The organism is Streptomyces sp. NPDC005302 (assembly GCF_040607345.1).
Classification (GTDB): domain Bacteria; phylum Actinomycetota; class Actinomycetes; order Streptomycetales; family Streptomycetaceae; genus Streptomyces.
This window is the reverse complement of the sequence record NZ_JBEXGN010000008.1, coordinates 1-23,614: the sequence shown is the minus strand read 5'-3', so window position 1 is coordinate 23,614 and position 23,614 is coordinate 1. Positions and strand designations below refer to the sequence as shown.

Sequence of the window (23,614 nt, the reverse complement as noted above, 5' to 3'; positions counted from 1 at the left end):
CCGTGCATGAGCTGTCGATCGCCGTGGCCGTCGTCGAGCAGGTCGAGGAGGCCGTGCGGCACCAGGGACGTGCGGTGGCGTCGCTGACCCTGCGGATCGGTGAGCTCGCGGGGGTCGTGCCCGAGGCGCTGGACTTCGCGTTCACCCTGGCGACGGAGGGGACCTCGCTGGCGGGGGCCCGGCTGCTGATCGACACTGTCGAAGGGCGCGGGCGCTGCGATAACTGCGGCCGCGAGGCGCCGACCGGGATGCCGCCGGTGCTCTGGTGCACGGCGTGCGGGGCGACGCTGACCCTGCTCGGCGGCCGGGAGCTGGAGATCGTCCGGGTGGTCCTCGCCGACGGGCCGCGGGGCGCGGAGAGCGCGGAGGACGGGCCACGGCCCGCGGCGGCCGGGCTGCCGACACGCGACGAGGAGGCGGGCCATGTGCCGCACCGTTGATCTGCATCAGGCCGTGCTGGCGAGGAACGACGAGAACGCGCTGGCGCTGCGGGGCTATCTGGGTGACCGCGGCACGGTGGCGGTCAATCTGCTCTCCAGCCCGGGCAGCGGCAAGACGGCCCTGCTCGAACAGCTGCTGGCCCGGGCGGTGGCGAGCGGCACCCCGGCCGCGGCCGTGACCGCCGACCTGGCGACGGAGAACGACGCGACCCGGCTGGCCCGGTCGGGCGCCCCGGTCCAGCAGATCCTCACCGACGGCCTGTGCCACCTGGAGGCGGGCATGCTCCGCAGGCGGCTGGAGGGCTGGCTGCCGGACGGGACGCGACTGCTGTTCGTCGAGAACGTCGGGAACCTCGTCTGCCCCGCCTCGTACGACCTCGGCGAGACGTTGCGCATCGCGCTCGCGTCGGTGACCGAGGGCGAGGACAAGCCGGTGAAGTACCCGACGGCCTTCGGCCTCGCGCAGCTGGTGGTGATCACCAAGACGGACATCGCGGACGCCGTCGGCTTCGACCGGGAGGCGTTCCTGCGCGGTGTCGAGCAGGTCAACCCCGGAGTGCCGGTCCTGGAGACCTCGGCCCGCACCGGCGAGGGGGTGGACGCCCTGCTGGCTCACGTCCTGCGCGCCGCGGACGGCGAGGAGGCGCACGTCCCCGTCCTGGCCCGGCAGCACGAGCGGTACCTGCACAGTCACGACCACGGCGACGGAACCGGCCCGCACACCCACGACGGCGACGGCGACGGCGACGGCGACGGCGACGGCGGCGGGCGGGGACCCGCCCCCGGCGGGGAACACCGGCACGACCGGGCGCCCGGAGCCGCGCCGGTCCCCGCCGAGGCACGGGGAAACGCGCCGTGAAAGGGCCTCCGGGGCGCGAGCGCCGGCACGTCGCCGTGACGGGGGTCGTGCAGGGCGTGGGCTTCCGGCCGTTCGTGTACACCCTCGCCGAGGAGTTCGGCCTGTCCGGCTGGGTCACCAACAACGCGGGCGGTGTCGAGGCCGAGGTGGAGGGCCCGGCGGCGGCCGTGGCCGCGTTCTGCGCCCTGATCGGGACCCGTCCGCCGCCGCTCGCGGTGGTCGAGTCCGTCGAGGAACGTGCCGTGCCCCTGGAGAACGACGGCTCGGTGTTCACCATCCGCCCCTCGTCCGGCGGCCCGGGCCGCACGCTGGTCTCCCCCGACACCGCCACCTGCGACGCCTGTATGAGCGAGCTGGCCGACCCCGCCGACCGGCGCCACCGGCACCCGTTCATCACCTGCACGCACTGCGGCCCCCGCTTCACCGTCGTCACGTCGCTGCCCTACGACCGGGACCGCACCACCATGGCGGACTTCCCGATGTGCGCGGACTGCGCCCGTGAGTACGCCGACCCGGCCGACCGGCGCTTCCACGCCCAGCCGATCGCCTGCCCCGCGTGCGGTCCCCGGCTCACGCTGCGCACGGGCCCGGGCGACCTCCGCGCGCCCCGCGACGCCGAGGCGCTGGCCGAGGCCCGCCGGCTGCTGGCCGAGGGGGCCGTGGTGGCGGTCAAGGGGATCGGCGGCTACCACCTGGCGTGCGACGCGGGCGACACCGCCGCCGTCCGTGCCCTGCGCAAGCGCAAGAACCGCGGCGGCAAGCCCTTCGCCGTGCTCGCCGACTCCGTGGGGACCGTCCGGCGCCTCGCCCACCTCGGGCCCGTCGAGGAGGAGCTGCTGCGCGGGCCGCGCAAGCCGGTGGTCCTGCTGCGGCGGCGGGACGCCGGGTCCGACGACATCGCGGCGGAGGTCGCGCCCGGCAGCCCCGACCTCGGCTTCCTGCTCCCGTACACGCCGGTGCACCGCCTGCTGCTCGGTCTGCCGGGTGACCCGCCGGGCCCCACCGTCCTCGTCATGACCAGCGGGAACCGCTCGGGCGAGCCCATCGTGACCGACGACGAGGAGGCACTGACCCGGCTGGCGGGGCTGGCCGACGCCTGGCTCACCCACGACCGCCCGATCCACGTGCCCTGCGACGACTCGGTGGTCCGGGTCTGCGCCGGCGCCGAGCTGCCCGTGCGCCGGTCGCGCGGCTACGCCCCCTTCCCGGTCGCGCTGCCGGTCCCGGTGCTGCCGGCGCTGGCCGTGGGCGGCGACCTGAAGAACACCTTCTGCGCCGGCGACGGCCGCTACGCCTGGCTGTCCGCGCATGTCGGGGACATGGACGACCTCGCCACCCTGACCGCCTTCGAACGGGCCACCGGACACCTCACGGACCTCACCGACGTCGCGCCGCGCCTGCTGGTCGCCGACCGGCATCCCGGCTACCGCTCGGCCCGGTGGGCGGTCCGCGCCGCCGAGACACGCGGGCTGGAGCTGCGCCGCGTGCAGCACCACCACGCCCATGTCGCCTCCTGCATGGCCGAGCACGGTCTCGACGGCTCGGCACCGGTGATCGGCGTGGCCTTCGACGGGACGGGATACGGCGACGACGGCGCGGTGTGGGGCGGTGAGGTGCTGCTCGCCGACTACGACGGATACCGGCGGTTCGCCCATCTGGGGTACGTGCCGCTGCCCGGCGGCGACGCGGCGGTGCGCAACCCGTACCGGATGGCGCTGTCCCATCTGCGGGCGGCCGGCCTGCCCTGGACGGACGAGCTGCCGTGCGCGGCCGCCGCGACACCCGAGGAGCGCCGACTGCTCGAACGGCAGCTGGAGCGGGAGCTCAACTGCGTGCCCACCTCCAGCATGGGACGCCTGTTCGACGCGGTGTCCTCGCTCGCCGGGATCCGCCACCGGGTCGAGTACGAGGCGCAGGCCGCGATGGAGCTGGAGAACGCGGCGCTGGGCGACCTGACCGGCCCGCCGGCCGACGACGAGCGCGACGACGCGTACCGGTTCATCCTGAGAACGGACCGCCAGGACCCCGCGGCGCCCCTGATCGCCGATCCGGGTCCGGTCCTGGCCGCCGCCGCGGCGGACGTCCGCGACGGGGTCGCGGCCGGGCCGGTGGCCCGCCGGTTCCACCGGGCGGTGGTCGCCCTGGTCCAGGAGGTGTGCGCGGTGGCACGAGACCGCACCGGAATCCGCACGGTGGCCCTCAGCGGCGGAGTGTTCTGCAACGCGCTGCTCACCGAGGGCTGCGGCACCGTCCTCGAACGGGACGGCTTCACCGTGCTGCGGCACCGCAGGGTTCCCCCCAACGACGGCGGTCTTGCCCTCGGGCAGCTGATCGTCGCCGCCCGAGCACAGGACTAGCGAGGAGCGCGTCATGTGTCTGGCCGTACCCGGCCGAGTGCTGGAGATCGAGGAACGCGACGCGACGCGGATGGCCAAGGTGGACTTCGGCGGTGTCGTCAAGGACGTGTGTCTGGAGTACGTGCCGGACATGCAGGTCGGGGACTACGCCATCGTCCACGTCGGGTTCGCCCTGCAGCGGCTGGACGAGGAGTCGGCGAAGCAGACCCTGGAACTGTTCGAGAACCTCGGAGTGCTGGAGGAGGAGTTCGGCGACCCGTGGGGCAAGGCCGCCCGCGACGCCGGCGCCGAACGCCCCGCCGGAACCGGACTGCCGCCCGCGGACGGCGTCGAGAAGGAGGCGCGGCCATGAAGTACCTGGACGAGTTCAGCGACCCGGTCCTCGCCAAACGGCTCTTCGACGACATCAGGGCCATCACCACGCGGCCCTGGTCGCTCATGGAGGTCTGCGGCGGTCAGACGCACTCGATCATCCGCCACGGCATCGACCAGCTCCTGCCCGAGGAGATCCAGCTGATCCACGGACCGGGCTGCCCGGTCTGCGTGACCCCGCTGGAGATCATCGACAAGGCCCTGGAGATCGCCTCCCGGCCCGACGTGATCTTCTGCTCGTTCGGCGACATGCTGCGCGTGCCGGGCAGCGGACGCGACCTGTTCAAGGTCAAGAGCGAGGGCGCGGACGTACGTGTCGTCTACTCGCCGCTGGACGCCCTGAAGATCGCCCAGGAGAACCCCGAGCGACAGGTCGTGTTCTTCGGCATCGGCTTCGAGACGACCGCGCCGCCCAACGCGATGACCGTCTACCAGGCGAAGAAGCTGGGCATCGCCAACTTCAGCCTGCTGGTCTCGCACGTCCGGGTACCGCCGGCCATCGACGCGATCATGCGCTCGCCGGACTGCCGGGTCCAGGGCTTCCTCGCCGCCGGGCACGTCTGCACGGTGATGGGCATGGCCGAATACCCCGAACTCGCCGAGGAGCACCGGGTGCCGATCGTGGTGACCGGGTTCGAACCGCTCGACATCCTGGAGGGCATCCGGCGCGCGGTACGGCAGTTGGAGGCGGGCGAGCACACCGTGGAGAACGCCTATCCGCGGGCCGTGCAGGCCGAGGGAAGTCCCGCGGCCAGGGCCATGCTGGCGGACGTGTTCGAGGTGACCGACCGGGCCTGGCGCGGGATCGGCATGATCCCGGCGAGCGGCTGGCGTCTGTCGCCCAAGTACCGCGAGTACGACGCGGAGCACCGCTTCTCGGTGACCGGCATCGACACGCAGGAGTCGACCGTCTGCCGGAGCGGCGAGGTGCTCCAGGGGCTCATCAAGCCGCACGAGTGCGCCGCGTTCGGCAAGGAGTGCACCCCGCGCAACCCGCTGGGCGCGACGATGGTCTCCAGCGAGGGCGCGTGTGCCGCGTACTACCTGTACCGGCGGCTGGAGACCCCGGACAAGGAGGCGAGTTCCGTTGGCTGACTCCGCGTCGGCTCCGGTCGACTTCTCGTCCTGGACCTGTCCCGCGCCGCTGCGCGACCACGACAGGATCATCATGGGGCACGGCGGGGGCGGCACACTCTCCGCCGAACTGGTGGAGCACCTGTTCGCCCCCGCGTTCGGAGGTGACGTGCTCGCCGAACTCGGCGACTCGGCGCACCTGAACATGGGCGGCGCCCGGCTCGCCTTCTCCACCGACTCCTTCGTCGTACAGCCGTTGTTCTTCCCCGGCGGCAGCATCGGGGACCTGGCCGTGAACGGGACGGTCAACGACCTGGCCATGGCGGGGGCCGTACCCGCCTATCTGTCCTGCGGGTTCATCCTCGAAGAGGGCGTCGAACTGTCCGTCGTGGGCCGGGTGGCCGAGGCTCTCGGCGAGGCCGCCCGCACCGCGGGCGTCGTGGTCGCCACCGGCGACACCAAGGTGGTCGACGCGGGGCACGGCGACGGCATCTTCATCAACACCGCCGGGATCGGCCTGATCCCGGACGGCGTCGACATCCGCCCGCAGCGTGCGGCACCCGGCGACGTGGTCGTCGTCAGTGGGCCCATCGGGGTGCACGGCGTCGCCATCATGAGTGTGCGCGAGGGGCTGGAGTTCGGTGTCGAGATCCAGAGCGACACCGCCTCGCTGGCCGGACTCGTCGCGGACATGCTGGCCGCCTGCCGTGACCTCCATGTACTGCGCGACCCGACCCGGGGCGGCCTGGCCACCTCCCTCAACGAGATCGCCACGGCGGCCGGCGTCGGCATCGCGCTCGACGAACGGTCGCTGCCGATCCCCGACACGGTCGCCAACGCCTGCGCCTTCCTCGGTCTGGACCCGTTGTACGTCGCCAACGAGGGCAAGCTGGTGGCGTTCGTGCCGCCGGAGCACGCCGACGCCGTCCTCGCGGCGATGCGCGCGCACCCGCTGGGCAAGGAGTCCGTGGTGATCGGCCACTGCGTTCCCGAACACCCCGGCATGGTCGTCGCGGCCACCGGTCTGGGCGGCACCCGCGTGGTCGACATGCCGCTCGGCGAGCAACTGCCGCGCATCTGCTGACCGGGCACACCCGCTCACCCGCCACCGTCCCCACGCCCGGACCGATCACCCGGGCCGATCACCCCGAACAGCGCACGCCCTGGCCGGCCCCGGTGACGACCCGCACCCTCGCGGGCGTCACCGGGGCCGGCTCTTCGTATCCCGTGCGCATCCCGTGAGTGCAACCTCGTCGCAACGTCCCCCGTGCTGTGCTGGTCCCTCGGCCCGCGCCGGGGGTCGCCCGGCGCGCGGTCCCGCACCCTGCGCACGAGCCGTGCGAGCCGAGCCGTGACACCCGACGGGAAGTACCGATGGACGACGACAAGGACGACGACGTCGCGCGCGTGGGGCTCACCCCCGCGGCCGCCGACCTGCTGCGGCGGCTGCACGGCCTGCACGGGCCCCTGATGTTCCACCAGTCGGGCGGCTGCTGCGACGGCAGCGCGCCCATGTGCTACCCGGCCGGCGAGTTCCGCACCGGAGGCTCCGACGTGCTGCTGGCAGAGCTGGAGGTCGAGGGCGTCGAGGAGCCGGTGACGTTCTGGATGTCGAAGAGCCAGTACGAGCTGTGGCGCCACACGCTCCTCACCGTCGACGTCGTGCCGGGCCGGGGCAGCGGCTTCTCCCTCGAAGCACCCGAAGGAGTGCGTTTTCTGATCCGTTCCCGGGTCGTCGGCCGCTAGCCACCGGCACGGGCACCGTCCTCTGGTGCAATCCCCCTGAGTCCTGGGAAAGTTGACGAGACATCAGGGGGCACAGTGACGCGTCGCGACGGACGGTTCAGATCGGCACTGACGGTCTTCACGGCATGCGGAGCGCTGGCCGGTGCGGCCCTGGTGGGGGCGGCACCGGCCAGCGGCGCGGAGGACACCGGGACCATCGCGCCCGGGGTCCAGTACAGCCAGCTGGACATCCCCGCCGCGAAGGGCGTGGCGCACGCGCACGTCCTGACCGTCGACCTGCGCGATCCCCACGTGCGGGTCGACCTGCTGCACCCCGGCGCCGTGGCGTCGCGGGAGCCCGTGTCCCGACTGGCCGGCGACCAGGGGGCCGTCGCCGGGGTCAACGGCGACTTCTTCGACATCGAGGAGTCTCAGCACCCGGGTGTCGAGGCCACGGGTGCCACCGTGGGACCCGCGATCGCGAGCGGTCACGCGCTCAAGGCGGCGGTTCCGGACGGCCAGCGGTTCGGGCCCGCCCTGCCGCCCGGCACCCACACCGAGGACGTGTTCGGGGTGGGCGTCGACCGCCGGGCGCGGCTGGACGGCCTGGACCTCGACGGATCCGTGCGCAGCCAGGACGGCACCTGGCCGCTCGGCGGGTTCAACCAGTACGCGCTCCCGGTCGGCTCCGTCGGCGCGTTCACCTCGGACTGGGGCGGCGTCTCGCGGCTGCGCGCCACCTGCGGGACGGACACCGAGCGCGCCGCGCCGTGCAGCACCGACACCTACGAGGTGACGGTCCGGGGCGGCCGGGTCGTGGCCGTCGCCGACACCCCGGGCAGTGGCGGCATCGCGCCGGACACCACGGTCCTGGTGGGCCGTGAGACGGGTGCCGGGCTGCTGCGGACGCTGTCGGTCGGCGAACGCGTCCTCGTCCGGCACAGGCTGGTGGCCGGGTCGTCCCGGGTGCCGTACCGCTTCGCGGTGGGCGGCTATCCGATGATGACCGGCGGTGTACCCCTGCCGGGCCTGGACGACAGGACCTCGGCCGTACGGACCGCCGTGGGCTTCTCCGACCACGGGCACCGGCTGCAGCTCCTCGCCCTGGACGGCGCCCCGGAGTTCCGCAGCGGACTCACCATCGCCGAAGTCACAGCGGCGATGCGGCAGTTGGGATCACAGGACGCGTTCAGCCTGGACGGCGGCGGGTCCACCACGATGGTCGCCCGGCAGGCGGGCTCCGGTTCCGTCAGCGTCCTCAACCACCCGACCGGCGGCGCGGAACGCCCCGTACCCAACGGCATCGGGGTGTTCTCCCGCCCGTGAGGCACCGTCACGACCACGACTCCGGGGCGGCACGCCGGTGCACGCCCCGGAGCGTCACGGCGTGAGACTGCCGACGATGTCCGCGGTGGCGGTGAGTCCGCTGTGGATCGTCGGCGCCATGCTCGTACTGGCCAGCAGGAACCCCAGCAGGGCGCAGACCAGTGCGTGGGAGACCTTCAGCCCGTTGCGCAGGAAGATCACCGCCAGCACCAGGAGCAGCAGCACCGCAGAGATGGAAATGGCCATCGTCAACCTCCTCCGCCACGTCCGCTTTCGCGGCGTTCGGCCGCAAGTGTGGCCCAGCGGGGAGTTCGTCCGGGCGGCTGACGTGTCCGCCGAACGAGTGGTGTTCTACGGACGGTCGTGGGCGTCCAGGAACTCCTGGAGACCGCCCAGGTCATCGGTGTTGAGGTAGTCGACGTCGGCGGCGAGGAGTTCGCGCCACAGGGCGTCGCGTGCCGGGCCCGCCACGTCGGGCGTCGCCCAGAACCTGACCTTCTGCCGGTGCCGGTGGGCGGTGGACACGATGGTGCGCAGCTTCGCCCGTTCGGCGTCCGGGAAGGGTCCCTCGCCCAGCCAGCCGAAGTTGAGCGTCCAGTTGTCGCTGATCAGCGGAACGAAGGAAGCGGGCGCGGCGCTGCCGAGGTCGGTGAGCCGGCCGTCGTAGAAGGCGTGCCGGACGGTCTGCGCCTCCATGGGGGCCCGGGCCGCGCGGTCCCCGGAGATCACGGCGGTGACGGGTCCGGGCCGCACCCGGCCGTGCGCGTACGTCGTGAACAGGTGCCGGTAGCGGCGCAGATGGCGGTCGAGTTCGCGGTAGGTCGAGGAGCCCTCGGTCTTGATGTCGACGAGGAGCTGGAGCGGGGCGCGGTGGCCCCGGTAGACGGAGCCGTGCTGCGCGCGGACGCGGGCCGCCAGCGGGGCGAGGTAGAGGGATTCGAGGGTGCGGGTGGGGTCGAGGTCCACCGGGTCGTGGGCGACGAGGAGTTGGTCGCCCACGAGGTAGATGTCGGCCTCGACGCTGCCGAACCGGTGGTCGAGGGCGTCGCGAAGGGGGCGCGGATGGTCGTAGTCGTTGTGGGCGTGGGCGCGCCACAGGGGTCGGGTGCGGGGCTCGGCGTCGGCGGCCAGGGCCCGCGACGCGAATGGCGCGACCGAACTCGCGAGGGCGGCGCCGAGGGCGCCGAGGGCTCTGCGGCGGGTGGTGAGGGCCATGCTCTGCCTCCCTTGAGGGGCCGTACGGGACCTCAGGGAGTATGCGGTCCGGCAGAGGCCAGGAAACCCTGCCGTCGCGGGAGTTGGCCGGACTGCCGCGGTTCGTTCACTTCACCGGATCCGGGCGTTCCACGGCGTACCGCGCGCCCGGTGACGCCTCGTCAGCCGCCTCGTGGCCGTCCTGTCCTGGCCGGTTCCCTCGGACGGGTCGGGCGCACGGGAAAGGCCCGCCCCGGGCGGGGCGGGCCTTTCCGGACTGCTCCCGGGTCACTCCCGGTGCCGGTACTCGGTCGGGTCAGGGCGCCTGGAGGTCCACCAGTTCCGCCAGTGCCGCGCGATGGGCGCCCGCCGTGCCGTACGCGATCGAGTCGGCCTTGGCGCGCTTCAGGTACAGGTGCGCCGGGTGCTCCCACGTCATGCCGATCCCGCCGTGCAACTGGAGTGCCTCCTCCGCCGCGTGGACGGCGGCCGGTGCCGCGTACGCCTGGGCGACGGCGACCGCGACGTCGCTGTCGGTGCTGCCGGTGGCCAGCGCGTCGGCGGCGTTCCGGGCCGCGGCGCGGGTGTTGACGACCTCCAGCCACACCTGGGCCAGCCGGTGCTTGAGCGCCTGGAAGCCGCCCACCGGCCGGTTGAACTGCTTGCGTTCCTTGAGGTAGCGGACCGTCTCCGTCAACGACCATTCGGCGAGGCCGAGTTGCTCGGAGGCGAGCAGTCCGGCACCGGCCCGCAGCGCGCGGCGGACAGCGCTCGGCGCGTCGTCGGTGAGCAGGCGGGCGGGCGCTTTGTCGAACGAGACCCGGGCGAGCGGCCGGGTCGGGTCGAGGGAGACCTGCGGGGTGACGGTGACGGCGTCCGCGTCGACGGCGTAGAGACCGCCGTCGTCGGCAGGCACGAGCAGGACATGGGCGGCGGCCGCGTCCGCGACGCCCGTCAACTCGCCGTGCAGCGAGCCGCCTTCCAGCCGGACGGTCCGGTGGACGGCGCCGGGTCCGGCGTTGAGCGGGACGGCGAGGGCGCCCACCGTACGGCCCGAGGCGAGCGCGGCGAGCAGTTCGGCGGCGCTCGCTCCCGTGCAGGCGAGCAGCGCCTCGGTGGCGACGACGGCGCTCGTCAGGTAAGGAACGGGCGCGACCGCGCGGCCCAGTTCCTCCAGGACCACGGCGGCCTCACGGTGCGTGGCACCCTGGCCTCCCTGCTCCTCGGGCACCAGGAGTCCGGCGAGCCCCATGCCGTCGGCGAGGGCCTTCCACAGCTCGGGGTCGTGCGGAGTGGCGGACTCGCCGCGGGTGATGACGTCGGCCGCGGCGCAGCGGTCGGTGAGGAGGTCGCGCACGGCGGCGCGCAGCGCCTCTTCCTCCTCCGTGTAGAGCAGATCGGGTTCGGTGCTCACCTGGCTCATCGGGCGAGGTCCTTCCATGCGACGTCCTTGTCGGTGCGCGGCTCGGACGGCAGGCCGAGGACGCGTTCGGCGACGATGTTCAGCAGGACCTCGCTGGTCCCGCCCTCGATGCTGTTGCCCTTGGAGCGGAGGTAGCGGTACCCGGCGTCCCGGCCGGTGAAGTCGACCAGTTCCGGTCGGCGCATCGTCCAGTCCTCGTACAAGAGGCCCTCCTCGCCGAGGAGTTCGACCTCCAGGCCGCTGATCTCCTGGTTGAGCCGGGCGAAGCCGAGCTTCATGCCGGATCCCTCGTGGCCGGGCTGGCCCTGGGCGAGCTGCTGGCGCAGGCGTTCACCGGAGAGCCGGGCGACCTCGGCCTCGACCCAGAGCTTCAGGAGGCGCTGGTGCGTGTCGTGGGTACGCAGCTCGGGCCGCTCGCGCCAGGTCTTCGAGACCGGGCCGATCATGCCGCCCTCGCGCGGGATGCGCATGCCGCCGATGGACACGCGCTCGTTCATCAGGGTGGTCTGGGCGACCCGCCAGCCGTCGCCGACCTCGCCGAGACGGTGCGCGTCGGGGATGCGGACGTCGGTGAGGAAGACCTCGTTGAACTCGGCCTCGCCGGTGATCTGGCGCAGCGGCCGTACCTCGACGCCGGGGTCGCTCATGTCGCAGATGAAGTACGTGATGCCCCGGTGCTTGGGGACGTCCGGGTCGGTGCGGGCGATGAGGATGGCCCAGCGGGCGACGTGGGCGCTGGACGTCCACACCTTCTGTCCGTTGATCACCCAGTCGCCGCCGCCCTCCGGCGCGTCACCGTCGGTGCGGACGGCGCGGGTGCCGAGCGCGGCGAGGTCCGAGCCGGCGCCGGGCTCGCTGAAGAGCTGGCACCACACCTCCTCGCCGACCCACAGGGGGCGCAGGAAGCGCCGCTTCTGCTCCTCGGTGCCGAAGCCGAGGATCGTCGGCGCGGCCATGCCGAGGCCGATGCCGATGCGCCGGGGGTCGTTGTCGGGCGCGCCCGCGGCGGCCAGTTCGGCGTCCACGACGGCCTGGAGGCGGCGCGGTGCGTCGAGTCCGCCGAGGCCCTGCGGGTAGTGCACCCAGGCGAGTCCGGCGTCGAAGCGTGCCGCGAGGAAGTCGAGGCGATCGGTTTCGGCGGGCGGGTGCGCGACCAGCAACTTCTGGGTGCGGCGGCGCAGTTCGGCTGCGTCGGTCATGCGGCCGCTCCGTTCTCCAGTGCGGGCACCACGGCGATCCGCCCGGTGGTGACCCCGTCGGCGACCCGCTGCACGGCGGCCGCGGCCCCGCTCAGCGGTACCCGCTCGCTCACCAGCGGCTTGATCGCGCCGCGCGCGGCCAGCTCGGTGAGCTGTTCGTGGCAGCGCTGGACGAGCTTCGGGTTCTTGGTGTTGTACAGGCCCCAGTGCAGGCCGAGGATCGCGTAGTTCTTCACGAGGGCGTGGTTGAGGGCCGCGCTCGGGATGGTGCCGCTCGCGAAGCCGACGACCACGATCCGGCCCTCGAAGGCGACGACCTTGGTGGACTGGGTGTAGGCGTCGCCGCCGACCGGGTCGTAGATCACGTCCGCGCCGCGTCCGCCGGTCGCCTCCTTGACCGCGCCGATGACGTTCTCGGCGCGCCGGTCGATGACGACGTCGCAGCCCAGTTCCCGTGCCACCGCGACCTTGTCGGCGCCGCCCACGACGCCGATGACGGTCGCGCCGGCCGCCTTGCCGAGTTGTACGGCCGCGCTGCCGACCCCGCCGGCGGCGGCGTGGACGAGCAGCGTCTCGCCGGCTTCCAGACGGGCGCGGCGATGCAGGCCGAACCAGCCCGTCTGGTAGCCGATGTGCAGGGCGGCGGCCTCGGCGTCGTCCAGGGCGTCGGGGGCCGGCAGCAGGGCCGCGGCGTCGGCGACCGCGTACTCGGCGAATCCGCCGTGGGGCAGGACGGGGGTGGCGATCACCCGGCGTCCGTCCTCGGTCTCGCCACAGATCTCCACGCCGGGCGTGAACGGCAGCGGCGGCTTGACCTGGTACTGGCCGCGGCACATCAGCGCGTCCGGGAAGTTGATGTTGGCGGCGCGGACCGTGAGCAGGACCTGGCCGTCACCGGGCGTCGGCCGGTCCACCTCCTGGAGGCGCATCGCCTCCGCGGGCTCGCCGTTCTGGTGCACTTGCCATGCCTGCATGCGGGGCCTCCAGGGGACTGCGTCGTCTGACCGGGGTCGATCGCATACTAAGCGGTCGCTTGCCCACCTGGGAACAGGGGGCGCCCGTCATCTTCACCACGCCCGGTGGAGCCGCCCCGGCCGTCAGATCTCCTGACCGCGCACCTTCGGCCGGGCCCGCAGGTGCATTCGCTCGCCCTGCGGCCCGAACAGGCTCAGGAACTCGACGGGCCCCTCCCCCGTCGACCCGAACCAGTGCGGCACCCGCGTGTCGAACTCCGCCGCCTCCCCGGGCCCGAGCACCACGTCGTGCTCGCCGAGCACCAGGCGCAGCCGCCCGGACATCACGTACAGCCACTCGTAGCCCTCGTGGGTCCGCGGGTCCGGGGCCATGGACCGCTGCGGTTCGAGCACCTTGTACGCCTGGAGGCCGCCGGGCTGGCGGCTCAGCGGCCAGTGCGTGCGGCCGCCCCGCACGATGGGCTCGGCCCGCACCCGGGGGTCGCCGACCCGCGGGGCGCCGACCAGTTCGTCGAGCGGGACCTGGTGCGCCCGCGCGATGGGCAGCAGCAGCTCCAGGCTGGGCTTGCGCAGCCCCGACTCCAGCCGCGACAGCGTGCTCACCGAGATGCCGGTCGCCTCGGACAGTCCGGCCAGCGTCGCCCCGCGGTCCTTGCGGATCCGGCGCAGCCGGGGACCCACCTCGGCCAGCACCTCGTCCGTGCCGGCGTCCCCGGTCACTCCCGGCAGGCCCGCCCCGTTCCCGTCCGCGTGCGTCTCCTCGCTCATCCCCATATTGCAGAATCGGCAAAGCCATTTGTCAATCCGGTGGGCATCGGCGACGTTCGGGGTGGAGGTGGTCACCATGACCGAGACATACGAAGTGGTCGTCGTCGGCGGCGGCACGGCAGGACTGTCCGCGGCGCTGGTCCTCGGCCGGGCGCGGCGCCGCACCCTCGTCGTCGACGCGGGCGAGCCGCGCAACGCGCCCGCCGCGCACCTGCAGGGGTATCTGACCCGGGACGGCATGGCGCCGGCCGCGTTCCTCGCCGAGGGCCGCCGGGAGGTCGAGGGCTACGGGGTGGAGATCGTCCGCGACCGGGCGGTGGACGTGGCCCGCGACGGCGCCGGGGAGTTCGAGGTGACGCTCGGGGCCGGGCGCACCGTCCACGCGCGTCGGCTGATCGTCACCACGGGCCTGGTCGACGAGCTGCCCGCGGTGCCCGGCGTCGCCGAGCGCTTCGGACGCGATGTGCTGCACTGCCCGTACTGCCACGGCTGGGAGGTCCGCGACGAGGCCTTCGGCGTGCTGGCCACGACGCCGATGAGCGTGCACCAGGCACTGATGGTGTCCCAGTGGTCGAAGGACGTCACGCTGTTCCTGCACACGGTCGCCGAAAACGAGCTCGCCGACGAGGATCTGCGCCGCCTGGCCGCCGCGGGGGTCCCCGTGGTGCCCGGCGAGGTCGCGGAGCTCGTGGTGGACGCCGACCGGCTCACCGGTGTCCGTCTCGCGGACGGGTCCACGCACGCGCGCTCGGTGCTGTTCGTGGCGCCCCGGGCCGTGCCGCAGACCGGTCTGCTCGAACGGCTGGGCGCCGAGCTGACCGAGACCCCGTTCGGTTCCTACCCGGCGATCGACCCGACCGGGCTGACGAGCGTGCCCGGCGTCTGGGCGGCGGGCAACGCGGCCGGCTTCGCCGAGCAGGTCGTGAACGCGGCGAGCGCCGGCTACCGGGCGGCGGCCACCCTCAACGGCGAGCTGCTCTTCACCGACCTCGACGCGGCCGCGGCACGGGGACGGCGGTAGGGACGCGGCCCCGCGGACCGCTCCCGGCCACGGCACCGTACGACCACCGGCCGGCCCGTACGGGTGTGAACCCGGCGTCCGCGTAGCACCATGGCTGCATGCTGCTGAGCCGGCTCGCCCATGTGTCCCAGGAGGTCGCCGCCACCTCGGCGCGGTCCCGGAAGACCGCTCTGCTCGCGGAGCTGTTCCGGGACGCCGAGCCGGACGACGTGCCGATCGTGATCCCCTATCTGGCGGGCCGGCTGCCGCAGGGCCGGCTCGGTATCGGCTGGAAGGTGCTGAGCGACCGGGTCCCACCCGCCGCCGGGCCCACCCTCACCGTGCGCGAGGTGGACGCCCGGCTCACCGCTCTCGGTCAGGTGTCCGGCACCGGCTCACAGGCCGAACGGGCCCGGTTGGTAGGCGAGTTGATGGGAGCGGCCACCGAGGAGGAGCAGCGCTTCCTGTTCGGGCTGCTCACCGGGGAGGTGCGCCAGGGCGCCCTGGACGCGCTGGCCGTGGAGGGGCTCGCCCAGGCGACCGGCGCACCCGCCGGGGACGTACGGCGGGCGGTGATGCTCGCCGGTTCCCTCCGGACGGTGGCGCGGGCGCTGCTGGCCGAGGGTCCACCGGCGCTGTCGGGGTTCCGGCTCACGGTCGGCCGGCCGGTGCTCCCGATGCTGGCGCACAGCGCCGCGTCGGTGTCCGAGGCGGTCGGCAAGCTCGGCGCCTGCGCGGTGGAGGAGAAGCTCGACGGCATCCGGGTACAGGTGCACCGCGACGGCGAGGAGGTGCGCGTCTACACCCGCACCCTCGACGACATCACCGACCGCCTTCCCGAACTGACCGTCATCGCGAGGGAGTTGCGCGGAGAACGGTTCATCCTGGACGGCGAGGTGATCGCGCTGGACGAGCGGGGCCGGCCGCGCTCCTTCCAGGAGACGGCGGGGCGCGTGGGCTCCCGCGTGGACGTGGCGACGGCCGCGAAGGCCGTGCCCGTCTCCCCCGTCTTCTTCGACGCCCTCTCGGTCGACGGGCAGGACCTGCTCGATCTCCCGTTCGCGGAGCGGCACACGGAGCTGGCCCGTCTCGTGCCCGAGCCGATGCGGGTCAGGCGCACACTGGCGGCGGGACCGGAGGACGCCGACGACGCCGAGCGGTTCCTCGCCGACTCGCTGGCGCGCGGCCACGAGGGCGTCGTGGTGAAGGCGCTCGACGCCCCCTACAGCGCGGGCCGGCGCGGTGCCTCCTGGCTGAAGGTCAAGCCGGTGCACACCCTCGACCTGGTGGTCCTGGCGGCCGAGTGGGGACACGGCCGGCGCACCGGCAAACTCTCCAACCTGCACCTGGGCGCCCGCACCGGCGACGGCTCCTTCGCCATGCTCGGCAAGACGTTCAAGGGCATGACCGACGCGATGCTCACCTGGCAGACCGGACGGCTGCGGGAACTGGCGGTCGAGGACGACGGACACGTGGTGACCGTACGGCCCGAACTGGTCGTGGAGATCGCCTACGACGGTCTGCAGCGGTCCACGCGGTATCCGGCCGGCGTCACCCTGCGCTTCGCCCGGGTGGTCCGCTACCGCGAGGACAAGCGGCCGGCCGAGGCCGACACGGTCGAGACCCTGCTCGCCGCCCACCCCGAGGTGACGGCATGAGCGCCAAGAGGGTCAAGCGGAGCGCGGGACTGCTGCTGTTCCGGCGCACCGGTCACGGCCTCGAGGTCCTCCTCGGCCATATGGGCGGCCCCTTCTTCGCGCGGAAGGACGCCGGGGCCTGGACGGTCCCCAAGGGCGAGTACGAGCCCGACGAGACCGCCTGGGACGCGGCCCACCGCGAGTTCCGCGAGGAGCTCGGGCTGCCGCCCCCCGACGGCGAGGCCGTCACACTCGGTGAGGTCACCCAGACGAACGGCAAGGTCGTCACGGCCTGGGCGATCGAGGCGGACCTCGATCCGGCCACGATGGTCCCCGGCACCTTCACCCTGGAGTGGCCGCCGAGATCGGGCCGTCACCAGGAGTTTCCCGAACTGGACCGGGTGGAGTGGATGACCCCGGACCGCGCCCGGACGCTGATCGTGCCGGCCCAGTCCACGTTTCTCGACCGCCTGATGGAGCACTCGGCCTGAGAGCCGGCGTTCGGCCACGTGCGCCGGCTCGCCCAGCAGCCCTCCGCGTTGCGGCGGACCCCGCCGCGCGGGAGGGTCGAACAACAGCCCGCTCTCAGGAGGTCGGCCCATGGCCATCGCGACGGTGAACCCGGCGAACGGCGAGACGCTCAAGACGTACGACGCGCTCGGCGCCGAGGAGATCGAGCGCAGGCTCGCCGCCGCCGAGGCCACGTTCCGTACGTACCGCACGACCTCGTTCGCCGAGCGGGCACGGCTCATGCACCGGGCCGCCGACCTCCTGGAGCAGGACCAGGACGAGATCGGCCGGGTGATGACGGTCGAGATGGGCAAGCCCGTCAAGCAGGCCCGCGCGGAGGCCGCCAAGTGCGCGAAGGCGATGCGCTGGTACGCCGACCGCGCCGAGGGCCTGCTCGCCGACGAGCACCCGGACGCGGCGGACGCGAAGGACTCCGGCGCCTCCCGCGTCCTCGTGCGCTACCGGCCGATCGGCACGGTGCTCGCGGTGATGCCGTGGAACTTCCCGCTGTGGCAGGTGGTCCGGTTCGCCGCGCCCGCGCTGATGGCCGGGAACGTGGGCCTGCTCAAGCACGCCTCGAACGTGCCGCAGACCGCGCTCTACCTGGAGGACCTGTTCCGCAGGGCGGGCTTCCCCGAGGGCTGCTTCCAGACGCTGCTCATCGGCTCGGGAGCGGTCGAGGACATCCTGCGCGACCAGCGCGTCAAGGCGGCCACACTGACCGGCAGCGAGCCGGCGGGCCGGGCGGTCGCCTCGGTGGCCGGTGACGAGGTGAAGAAGACGGTGCTGGAGCTGGGCGGCAGCGACCCGTACGTCGTGATGCCGTCGGCCGACGTCGAGCGCGCCGCGCGGACCGCCGTGACCGCACGGGTGCAGAACAACGGACAGTCCTGCATCGCCGCCAAACGGTTCATCGTGCACACCGACGTGTTCGACACCTTCGCGCGGCACTTCGCCGAGGGGATGCGGGCCCTCAAGGTCGGCGACCCGCTCGACGAGGACACCGAGGTGGGACCGCTCTCGACCGAGCAGGGCCGCACCGACCTGGAGGAGCTCGTCGACGACGCCGTGGAGAACGGCGCGACCGTGCTCTGCGGCGGCGAACGCCCCGCCGGGTTCCCGGACGGCTGGTACTACGCGCCGACCGTGCTGACCGACATCACCCCCGAGATGCGCGTCCACCAGGGGGAGACGTTCGGCCCCGTCGCCACGCTCTACCGGGCGGCCGACCTGGACGAGGCCATCGCCCTCGCCAACGACACCCCGTTCGGGCTGAGCTCGAACGTGTGGACGCGTGACGAGGCCGAGGTGGAGCGGTTCGTCCGGGACATCGAGGCCGGCGGTGTCTTCTTCAACGGGATGACGGCCTCGCACCCGGCGTTCCCCTTCGGCGGGGAGAAGCGGTCCGGCTACGGACGTGAACTGTCGGCGCACGGAATCCGCGAGTTCTGCAACATCACCACCGTATGGCACGGAGCGTGAGCGTTCCGCAGCTACGATCCCCACTGTGAACCGCGAAGTGACCCTCCCCCTGATCGTCGACGACCGCGGCACGTTGCAGGTGGCGGCCGCCGATGTCAGCAAGCTGCTGCGTACGGTGGGCGGCCGGTGGCTGCATCTGGTGGAGGCCGGCCAGGACGGGCTCGACGAGGACACGGTGGCCGCGCTCACCATCGAGCTGGCCAAGCTGGCCGACCGGATCGACGTCGCCTGCATCGCGCACAGCAGCGGGACGACCGGCGACTGAGGGGCCGAGGCGGACGGCGCGAGACCAGGACCGGCCCCGGCCCGCCGTCCCGCGGACCGCCCCGGCACCGGCCACCGGCCCGCTCGCCTGCGCCTAGCGGATCGGCATGCCCGACAGCGTCCGGGCGATCACCAGACGCTGGATCTCGCTCGTGCCCTCGAAGATCGTGTAGATGGCTGCGTCACGGTGCATGCGCTCCACCGGGTACTCACGGGTGTAGCCGTTGCCCCCGAGGATCTGGATCGCCTGGCCGGTGACCTTCTTCGCCGTCTCGCTGGCGAACAGCTTCGACATCGAGCCCTCGGCGGCCGTGAACCGCTTGCCGTTGATCGCCATCCAGGACGCCCGCCACACCAGCAGCCGCGCGGCGTCGATCGACGTGCGCATGTCGGCGATCTGGAAGGCGACGCCCTGGTTGTCGATGATCGGGCGGCCGAACTGCTCGCGGGTCCTGGCGTAGTCGAGGGCGACCTCGTACGCGGCCCGGGCGGTGCCGACGGCCATCGCGCCGACCGCGGGGCGGCTGGCCTCGAAGGTGGCCATGGCTGCGTTCTTCACGCGCTCGCCGCCCGACTTGGCCCGCTCCCGCGACCGGGCGAGGCGCTCGTCGAGCTTGTCCTTGCCGCCGAGCAGGCAGGAGCCGGGGATGCGCACGTTCTCCAGCACGACCTCAGCGGTGTGCGAGGCGCGGATGCCGTGCTTCTTGAACTTCTGCCCCTGGGAGAGACCGGCGGTGCCGGGCGGCACGATGAAGGAGGCGTGGCCCTTGGAACCGAGCTCGGGGTCGACAGCCGCGACCACGACGTGGACGTTGGCGATACCGCCGTTGGTCGCCCAGGTCTTCGTGCCGTTCAGGACCCACTCGTCCTTGGCCTCGTCGTAGACGGCGCGGGTGCGCAGCGAGGCGACGTCGGAGCCGGCGTCGGGCTCGGAGGAGCAGAAGGCCGCGACCTTGACATCGTTGGCGTCGCCGTACATCTGGGGGATCCAGGTGCCGATCTGCTCCTCGGTGCCGTTGGCGAGGACGCCCACGGCGGCGAGGCCGGTGCCGACGATGGACAGGGCGATACCCGCGTCGCCCCAGAAGAGCTCCTCCATCGCCATGGGGATGCCGAGTCCGGTCGGGTCGAAGTACTGCTGGGCGTAGAAGTCGAGGGAGTAGATGCCGACCTTCGCGGCTTCCTGGATGACCGGCCAGGGAGTCTCTTCGCGCTCGTCCCATTCGGCGGCCGCGGGGCGGATGACATCGGCGGCGAAGCCGTGCAGCCAGTCCCGGACCTCCTTCTGTTCGTCGTTGAGCTCCATGGTGAACTCGGCCATGTCCCCTCCAGCGCTGCACTGATATGTTACTTGCGGTAACTGGAGTCTGTTACCGCCCAGTAGAAAAAGTCAACTCCCGGGTCCGGCTCGGTAGCCCGTTCGATCCCCGTGCGCCGAACAGTGTTAGTTTGCGCAGGCGTCACCGAATCACCACGGGTGGGGAGAGCACATGGACACCACACAGCGGACCGACCAGCAGAGGTCCGCGGACCGCCGCCGGCGCGAGCTGCTGGAGGCCGCCGACAGAGTGGTGCTCCGCGACGGCCCCGGGGCCTCCATGAACGCCATCGCCGCCGAGGCCGGCATCACCAAGCCCATCCTGTACCGCCACTTCGGCGACAAGGGCGGCCTGTACGCCGCGCTCGCCAAGCGGCACACCGACGCACTCCTCGGGGCGCTGCGGGCGGCACTGGACGCTCCGGCCGGCCGGCGTGAGCGCGTCGAGGCGACGCTCGACACCTATCTGGCCGCCATCGAGGCCCGCCCCCAGGTGTACCGCTTCCTCATGCATCCGTCGGAGGGCGGCCAGCCGGGCGACCCGGGCTTCGACGTCGGCAAGTACTCCGCGCCGGTGCTGCGCCGCATGGGCGAGGAACTGGCCGAGGTCATCGAGGAACGCGTGGACCTCGGTCCGGGCAGCCAGCAGCTCGCGCGGGTCTGGGGCCACGGGATCGTCGGCATGATGCACGCGGCCGGCGACTGGTGGCTCGGCGAACGACCCTGCACCCGAGCCGAGTTGGTGCGCAGCCTGGCCGACCTGCTCTGGGGCCGGCTCGCCGCGGCGGGCGACCGCGTGGGCGGCCCCGGCTTCTGACCTCGCCTCATCCGCTCCAGGACGCCCGGCCCACCTGACGCAGGATCCGCTTCCTGCGCCATCCGGTGAGCCGGTCGGCGTACACCAGGCCGTCGAGGTGGTCGCACTCGTGCTGGAGACAGCGGGCGAACCAGCCGGCGCCCTCGACGGTCACGGGCTCCCCGGTGACGGTGACCCCCTCGACGACGGCGCGGTCGAACCGCTCGGTACCCGCCTCCAGACCCGGCAGCGAGAGACAGCCCTCGGGCCCGCGCAGGACCACACCGTCCGACGCGACGAGCCGAGGGTTCACCACATACCCGACATGGCGGACATCGTCGTCGTCGGGACAGTCGTATACGAAGACCCGGAGTCCCACGCCGATCTGGTTCGCGGCGAGGCCGACACCCTCGGCCGCGTACATCGTCGCGAACATGTCCTCGACGAGGGAAGCGAGTTGGGGACCGAAGTCGGTGACCTCCGCGCACGCCGTGCGCAGGACGGGGTCGCCGAGCAGGGAGAGGGGCCGGACGCGCCCGCGGGTGCCCGGGATGGAACTCTGTCGCATGGCGGCAAGGGTACGGTCCTGGGAGGCGCGCGCATGTCGCGCGGGCACCCAGGTGGTGCCGCGATTCGGGCACGTGAGTGGATCTCGATAGGCTGAGGCCCACACGGTGCCGGGGGCAGGGGCGCGGCGCGTACGCAAGGAGGATCGAGAAACGATGTCAGGCAACTCGGACCCGCTGACGCCGCGGGCCAAGCTGGCCGTGACGGCGGGCAAGGCGGCGGCGGCCGTCTCGCGAGCCGCCGGACGCGGCAGCGGATCGGTGATCGGCGGCCGGGTGGCTCTCAAGCTCGACCCCGACCTGCTGGCGAGGCTGGCCACCCACCTGGACGTGATCCTGGTGTCGGCGACCAACGGAAAGACCACGACGACCCGGCTGATCGCGGAGGCACTCGGCGCCGCGGGCCCGGTCGTGTCCAACGCGCTCGGCGCCAACATGCCCGCGGGCATCACCTCGGCGCTGGCCGGGGGTTCGGACTCCAAGTTCGCGGTCATCGAGGTCGACGAGAAGTACCTCTCGGGCGTGGCCCGGGACACGGACCCGAAGTGCATCGCGCTGCTGAACCTCTCGCGCGACCAGCTCGACCGGGCCGCCGAGACCCGGATGATGGCCGAGCACTGGCGTGAGGGTCTCGCCGGTTCGAAGGCCGTCGTGGTCGCCAACGCGGACGACCCGCTCGTCGTCTGGGCCGCGTCCTCCTCCCCGAACGTCATGTGGGTGGCGGCCGGTCAGATGTGGAAGGACGACGCCTGGTCCTGCCCGTCCTGCGGCGGTGTGATGCAGCGCCCCGGCGACGACTGGTTCTGCGGGGACTGCGGTTTCCGCCGGCCGACGCCGACCTGGGCCCTGTCCGGGGACCACGTGCTCGACCCGCACGGCTCCGCCTGGCCGATCCACCTCCAGCTGCCGGGCCGCGCCAACAAGGCGAACGCCGCCTCGTCGGCCGCCGTGGCCGCCGTCTTCGGGGTGCCGCCGCAGGTCGCCCTGGAGCGCATGTACAAGGTGCAGGCCGTCGCCGGACGCTACGACGTGGTGCAGTTCATGCAGCGCGACCTGCGTCTGCTGCTCGCCAAGAACCCGGCGGGCTGGCTGGAGACGTTCTCCCTGATCGACCCGCCGCCGACCCCGGTCATCCTGTCGGTGAACGCGCGCGGCGCCGACGGCACGGACACGTCCTGGCTGTGGGACGTCGACTACACCCGCCTGACCGGGCACCCGATCTTCGTCCTCGGCGACCGCAAGCTGGACCTCGCCGTACGCCTCGAAGTCGCCAACCAGCAGTTCCAGGTATGCGAGAACCTCGACCAGGCCGTGCAGATGGCTCCGCCCGGACGCATCGAGGTCATCGCCAACTACACCGCTTTCCAGGACTTGAGGCGTCGTGTCGGCAACTGAGCCACGGAGGACGAAGAGAATGAGTGACAACAGCCTGCGTCTGGTGTGGATCTATCCGGACCTTCTGAGCACCTACGGCGACCAGGGCAACGCCCTCGTCGTGGAGCGCAGGGCCCGCCAGCGCGGCCTCGACGTGGCCCGTCTCGACGTGCGCAGCGACCAGCCGATCCCCACCTCCGGCGACATCTACCTCATCGGCGGCGGCGAGGACCGGCCGCAGCGGCTCGCGGCCGAGCGGCTGCGCCGCGACGGCGGTCTGCACCGCGCGGTGGGCAACGGCGCGATCGTCTTCTCGGTGTGCGCCGGGTACCAGATCCTCGGGCACGAGTTCATCAACGACCTCGGCCAGCGCGAGCCGGGCCTCGGCCTGCTCGACGTGGTCTCCACGCGGGGCGAGGGCGAACGGTGCGTCGGCGACGTCCTCGGGGACATCGACCCGCGGCTCGGCCTGCCTCCGCTGACCGGCTTCGAGAACCACCAGGGCGTCACCCACCTCGGCCCCACGGCCCGCCCGTTCGCGAACGTGCGGCTCGGCAAGGGCAACGGCACGGGTGACGGCACGGAGGGCGCGTACAACGACACCGTGTTCGGTACGTACATGCACGGGCCCGTCCTCGCGCGCAATCCGCTGATCGCCGACCTGCTGCTCAAGCTGGCGCTCGACGTGAACGCGCTGCCGCCGATCGACGACCGCTGGTACGAGGCGCTGCGCTCCGAGCGCATCGCCGCGGCCACCCAGCCGGCCTAGGCACACCGGCCCGCCGCACGGCGGGCCGGGGGGGGGGGGGCGGGGGGCGGGGGGGGGGGGGGGGGGCGGGCGGGGGGGGGGGGGGGGGGGGGGGGGGTGTCGTGCGGGGTCATGGGGCCACGCTAGGCGCCTGTCGGCGGGGTGTCGCGGGGATTTCCGCCGCCACGATCGCAGCAGGTGACGCCTC

At 72.8% G+C, this 23,614-nt stretch carries 24 protein-coding genes; 16 read left to right on the top strand and 8 right to left on the bottom strand.

Features of this window, described 5'->3' with window-relative positions:
* The first annotated feature begins 2 nt into the window (after positions 1-2).
* From ABZT74_RS14170 to ABZT74_RS14135, 8 genes are all read left to right on the top strand, one after another.
* Positions 3-440 (top strand): hydrogenase maturation nickel metallochaperone HypA, encoded by a 438-nt coding sequence (locus tag ABZT74_RS14170; protein WP_356434918.1) that lies wholly within the window; start codon positions 3-5, stop codon positions 438-440.
* A complete protein-coding gene (hypB, locus tag ABZT74_RS14165; RefSeq protein WP_356434915.1) occupies positions 424-1,299 on the top strand; it encodes a hydrogenase nickel incorporation protein HypB in 876 nt (291 codons plus the stop codon). The genes ABZT74_RS14170 and hypB overlap by 17 nt, the downstream gene beginning before the upstream one ends.
* Positions 1,296-3,656: a carbamoyltransferase HypF gene (gene hypF, locus ABZT74_RS14160; RefSeq protein WP_356434912.1), complete on the top strand. Its 2,361-nt coding sequence runs from the start codon at positions 1,296-1,298 to the stop codon at positions 3,654-3,656. The genes hypB and hypF overlap by 4 nt, the downstream gene beginning before the upstream one ends.
* Positions 3,657-3,669: 13 nt before the next feature.
* Entirely contained in the window at positions 3,670-4,008 is a 339-nt protein-coding gene (locus ABZT74_RS14155) for a HypC/HybG/HupF family hydrogenase formation chaperone (RefSeq protein ID WP_355866949.1), read from the top strand.
* Entirely contained in the window at positions 4,005-5,123 is a 1,119-nt protein-coding gene (hypD, locus tag ABZT74_RS14150; protein ID WP_356434909.1) for a hydrogenase formation protein HypD, read from the top strand. Before ABZT74_RS14155 ends, hypD begins: the two co-directional genes overlap by 4 nt.
* Positions 5,116-6,186: a hydrogenase expression/formation protein HypE gene (gene hypE, locus ABZT74_RS14145; RefSeq protein WP_355866955.1), complete on the top strand. Its 1,071-nt coding sequence runs from the start codon at positions 5,116-5,118 to the stop codon at positions 6,184-6,186. The genes hypD and hypE overlap by 8 nt, the downstream gene beginning before the upstream one ends.
* Positions 6,187-6,476: 290 nt before the next feature.
* On the top strand, positions 6,477-6,848 hold the full coding sequence (locus ABZT74_RS14140) for a DUF779 domain-containing protein (protein WP_356167855.1): 372 nt from the start codon (positions 6,477-6,479) through the stop codon (positions 6,846-6,848).
* 75 nt (positions 6,849-6,923) lie between these two features.
* The gene (locus ABZT74_RS14135) at positions 6,924-8,153 is read left to right on the top strand and encodes a phosphodiester glycosidase family protein (protein WP_356167852.1); all 1,230 of its coding nucleotides are present in this window, start codon (positions 6,924-6,926) and stop codon (positions 8,151-8,153) included.
* A gap of 54 nt (positions 8,154-8,207) precedes the next feature.
* On the opposite strand, the gene ABZT74_RS14130 is transcribed toward ABZT74_RS14135, so the two are convergent.
* The 6 genes from ABZT74_RS14130 to ABZT74_RS14105 all read right to left on the bottom strand — a co-directional run bounded on the left by ABZT74_RS14130 (position 8,208) and on the right by ABZT74_RS14105 (position 13,711).
* A complete protein-coding gene (locus ABZT74_RS14130; RefSeq protein ID WP_355866964.1) occupies positions 8,208-8,399 on the bottom strand; it encodes a hypothetical protein in 192 nt (63 codons plus the stop codon).
* 105 nt (positions 8,400-8,504) lie between these two features.
* Positions 8,505-9,368 carry a phosphatidylinositol-specific phospholipase C/glycerophosphodiester phosphodiesterase family protein gene (locus ABZT74_RS14125; protein WP_356434906.1) on the bottom strand — a complete coding sequence of 288 codons (864 nt, stop codon included), beginning with the start codon at positions 9,366-9,368 and terminating at the stop codon, positions 8,505-8,507.
* A gap of 295 nt (positions 9,369-9,663) precedes the next feature.
* Complete coding sequence (locus ABZT74_RS14120) at positions 9,664-10,770, bottom strand: acyl-CoA dehydrogenase family protein (RefSeq protein WP_356167846.1); 1,107 nt, start codon at positions 10,768-10,770, stop codon at positions 9,664-9,666.
* Positions 10,767-11,969, bottom strand: coding sequence for an acyl-CoA dehydrogenase family protein (locus ABZT74_RS14115; RefSeq protein WP_356434903.1), 1,203 nt, complete (start codon positions 11,967-11,969; stop codon positions 10,767-10,769). The genes ABZT74_RS14120 and ABZT74_RS14115 overlap by 4 nt, the downstream gene beginning before the upstream one ends.
* Positions 11,966-12,943 (bottom strand): NADPH:quinone oxidoreductase family protein, encoded by a 978-nt coding sequence (locus ABZT74_RS14110; RefSeq protein ID WP_356434900.1) that lies wholly within the window; start codon positions 12,941-12,943, stop codon positions 11,966-11,968. Before ABZT74_RS14110 ends, ABZT74_RS14115 begins: the two co-directional genes overlap by 4 nt.
* A gap of 123 nt (positions 12,944-13,066) precedes the next feature.
* Positions 13,067-13,711, bottom strand: a complete 645-nt coding sequence (locus ABZT74_RS14105) for an XRE family transcriptional regulator (RefSeq protein ID WP_355866978.1) — start codon at positions 13,709-13,711, stop codon at positions 13,067-13,069.
* A gap of 76 nt (positions 13,712-13,787) precedes the next feature.
* Here ABZT74_RS14105 and ABZT74_RS14100 point away from each other — a divergent pair, with 76 nt between their 5' ends.
* From ABZT74_RS14100 to ABZT74_RS14080, 5 genes are all read left to right on the top strand, one after another.
* Positions 13,788-14,732, top strand: a complete 945-nt coding sequence (locus ABZT74_RS14100; RefSeq protein WP_356434897.1) for an NAD(P)/FAD-dependent oxidoreductase — start codon at positions 13,788-13,790, stop codon at positions 14,730-14,732.
* A gap of 98 nt (positions 14,733-14,830) precedes the next feature.
* Entirely contained in the window at positions 14,831-16,369 is a 1,539-nt protein-coding gene (locus tag ABZT74_RS14095) for an ATP-dependent DNA ligase (protein ID WP_356434894.1), read from the top strand.
* Positions 16,366-16,839: an NUDIX domain-containing protein gene (locus ABZT74_RS14090; RefSeq protein ID WP_356434891.1), complete on the top strand. Its 474-nt coding sequence runs from the start codon at positions 16,366-16,368 to the stop codon at positions 16,837-16,839. The genes ABZT74_RS14095 and ABZT74_RS14090 overlap by 4 nt, the downstream gene beginning before the upstream one ends.
* A gap of 109 nt (positions 16,840-16,948) precedes the next feature.
* Positions 16,949-18,340: an NADP-dependent succinic semialdehyde dehydrogenase gene (locus ABZT74_RS14085; protein WP_356434888.1), complete on the top strand. Its 1,392-nt coding sequence runs from the start codon at positions 16,949-16,951 to the stop codon at positions 18,338-18,340.
* Positions 18,341-18,365: 25 nt separating this feature from the next.
* Positions 18,366-18,605 (top strand): DUF6213 family protein, encoded by a 240-nt coding sequence (locus ABZT74_RS14080; protein WP_356434885.1) that lies wholly within the window; start codon positions 18,366-18,368, stop codon positions 18,603-18,605.
* A gap of 93 nt (positions 18,606-18,698) precedes the next feature.
* On the opposite strand, the gene ABZT74_RS14075 is transcribed toward ABZT74_RS14080, so the two are convergent.
* A complete protein-coding gene (locus ABZT74_RS14075) occupies positions 18,699-19,925 on the bottom strand; it encodes an acyl-CoA dehydrogenase family protein (RefSeq protein WP_355866995.1) in 1,227 nt (408 codons plus the stop codon).
* Between the two features lie 169 nt (positions 19,926-20,094).
* Here ABZT74_RS14075 and ABZT74_RS14070 point away from each other — a divergent pair, with 169 nt between their 5' ends.
* Complete coding sequence (locus tag ABZT74_RS14070; RefSeq protein WP_081223108.1) at positions 20,095-20,739, top strand: TetR family transcriptional regulator; 645 nt, start codon at positions 20,095-20,097, stop codon at positions 20,737-20,739.
* A 7-nt stretch (positions 20,740-20,746) separates the two neighbouring features.
* Here the strand turns inward: ABZT74_RS14070 and def are convergent, their stop codons facing one another.
* The gene (gene def, locus ABZT74_RS14065; RefSeq protein ID WP_356167825.1) at positions 20,747-21,286 is read right to left on the bottom strand and encodes a peptide deformylase; all 540 of its coding nucleotides are present in this window, start codon (positions 21,284-21,286) and stop codon (positions 20,747-20,749) included.
* 154 nt (positions 21,287-21,440) lie between these two features.
* Here def and ABZT74_RS14060 point away from each other — a divergent pair, with 154 nt between their 5' ends.
* Both ABZT74_RS14060 and ABZT74_RS14055 read left to right on the top strand, forming a co-directional pair.
* Entirely contained in the window at positions 21,441-22,679 is a 1,239-nt protein-coding gene (locus ABZT74_RS14060; protein WP_355867004.1) for a MurT ligase domain-containing protein, read from the top strand.
* A gap of 19 nt (positions 22,680-22,698) precedes the next feature.
* Entirely contained in the window at positions 22,699-23,427 is a 729-nt protein-coding gene (locus tag ABZT74_RS14055) for a glutamine amidotransferase (RefSeq protein ID WP_355867007.1), read from the top strand.
* The last annotated feature ends 187 nt before the right edge of the window (positions 23,428-23,614 follow it).

What these genes read in the sequence shown, in the direction of transcription:
- ABZT74_RS14095 (WP_356434894.1), top strand. Translation starts at nt 14,831, where the DNA reads ATGCTGCTGAGCCGGCTCGCCCATGTGTCCCAGGAGGTCGCCGCCACC.
- def (WP_356167825.1), bottom strand. Translation starts at nt 21,286, where the DNA reads ATGCGACAGAGTTCCATCCCGGGCACCCGCGGGCGCGTCCGGCCCCTC.
- ABZT74_RS14060 (WP_355867004.1), top strand. Translation starts at nt 21,441, where the DNA reads ATGTCAGGCAACTCGGACCCGCTGACGCCGCGGGCCAAGCTGGCCGTG.
- ABZT74_RS14115 (WP_356434903.1), bottom strand. Translation starts at nt 11,969, where the DNA reads ATGACCGACGCAGCCGAACTGCGCCGCCGCACCCAGAAGTTGCTGGTC.
- ABZT74_RS14055 (WP_355867007.1), top strand. Translation starts at nt 22,699, where the DNA reads ATGAGTGACAACAGCCTGCGTCTGGTGTGGATCTATCCGGACCTTCTG.
- ABZT74_RS14070 (WP_081223108.1), top strand. Translation starts at nt 20,095, where the DNA reads ATGGACACCACACAGCGGACCGACCAGCAGAGGTCCGCGGACCGCCGC.
- ABZT74_RS14140 (WP_356167855.1), top strand. Translation starts at nt 6,477, where the DNA reads ATGGACGACGACAAGGACGACGACGTCGCGCGCGTGGGGCTCACCCCC.
- hypD (WP_356434909.1), top strand. Translation starts at nt 4,005, where the DNA reads ATGAAGTACCTGGACGAGTTCAGCGACCCGGTCCTCGCCAAACGGCTC.
- ABZT74_RS14090 (WP_356434891.1), top strand. Translation starts at nt 16,366, where the DNA reads ATGAGCGCCAAGAGGGTCAAGCGGAGCGCGGGACTGCTGCTGTTCCGG.
- ABZT74_RS14155 (WP_355866949.1), top strand. Translation starts at nt 3,670, where the DNA reads ATGTGTCTGGCCGTACCCGGCCGAGTGCTGGAGATCGAGGAACGCGAC.
- ABZT74_RS14100 (WP_356434897.1), top strand. Translation starts at nt 13,788, where the DNA reads ATGACCGAGACATACGAAGTGGTCGTCGTCGGCGGCGGCACGGCAGGA.
- ABZT74_RS14110 (WP_356434900.1), bottom strand. Translation starts at nt 12,943, where the DNA reads ATGCAGGCATGGCAAGTGCACCAGAACGGCGAGCCCGCGGAGGCGATG.
- ABZT74_RS14105 (WP_355866978.1), bottom strand. Translation starts at nt 13,711, where the DNA reads ATGAGCGAGGAGACGCACGCGGACGGGAACGGGGCGGGCCTGCCGGGA.
- ABZT74_RS14130 (WP_355866964.1), bottom strand. Translation starts at nt 8,399, where the DNA reads ATGGCCATTTCCATCTCTGCGGTGCTGCTGCTCCTGGTGCTGGCGGTG.
- ABZT74_RS14125 (WP_356434906.1), bottom strand. Translation starts at nt 9,368, where the DNA reads ATGGCCCTCACCACCCGCCGCAGAGCCCTCGGCGCCCTCGGCGCCGCC.
- hypB (WP_356434915.1), top strand. Translation starts at nt 424, where the DNA reads ATGTGCCGCACCGTTGATCTGCATCAGGCCGTGCTGGCGAGGAACGAC.
- ABZT74_RS14120 (WP_356167846.1), bottom strand. Translation starts at nt 10,770, where the DNA reads ATGAGCCAGGTGAGCACCGAACCCGATCTGCTCTACACGGAGGAGGAA.
- ABZT74_RS14085 (WP_356434888.1), top strand. Translation starts at nt 16,949, where the DNA reads ATGGCCATCGCGACGGTGAACCCGGCGAACGGCGAGACGCTCAAGACG.
- ABZT74_RS14075 (WP_355866995.1), bottom strand. Translation starts at nt 19,925, where the DNA reads ATGGCCGAGTTCACCATGGAGCTCAACGACGAACAGAAGGAGGTCCGG.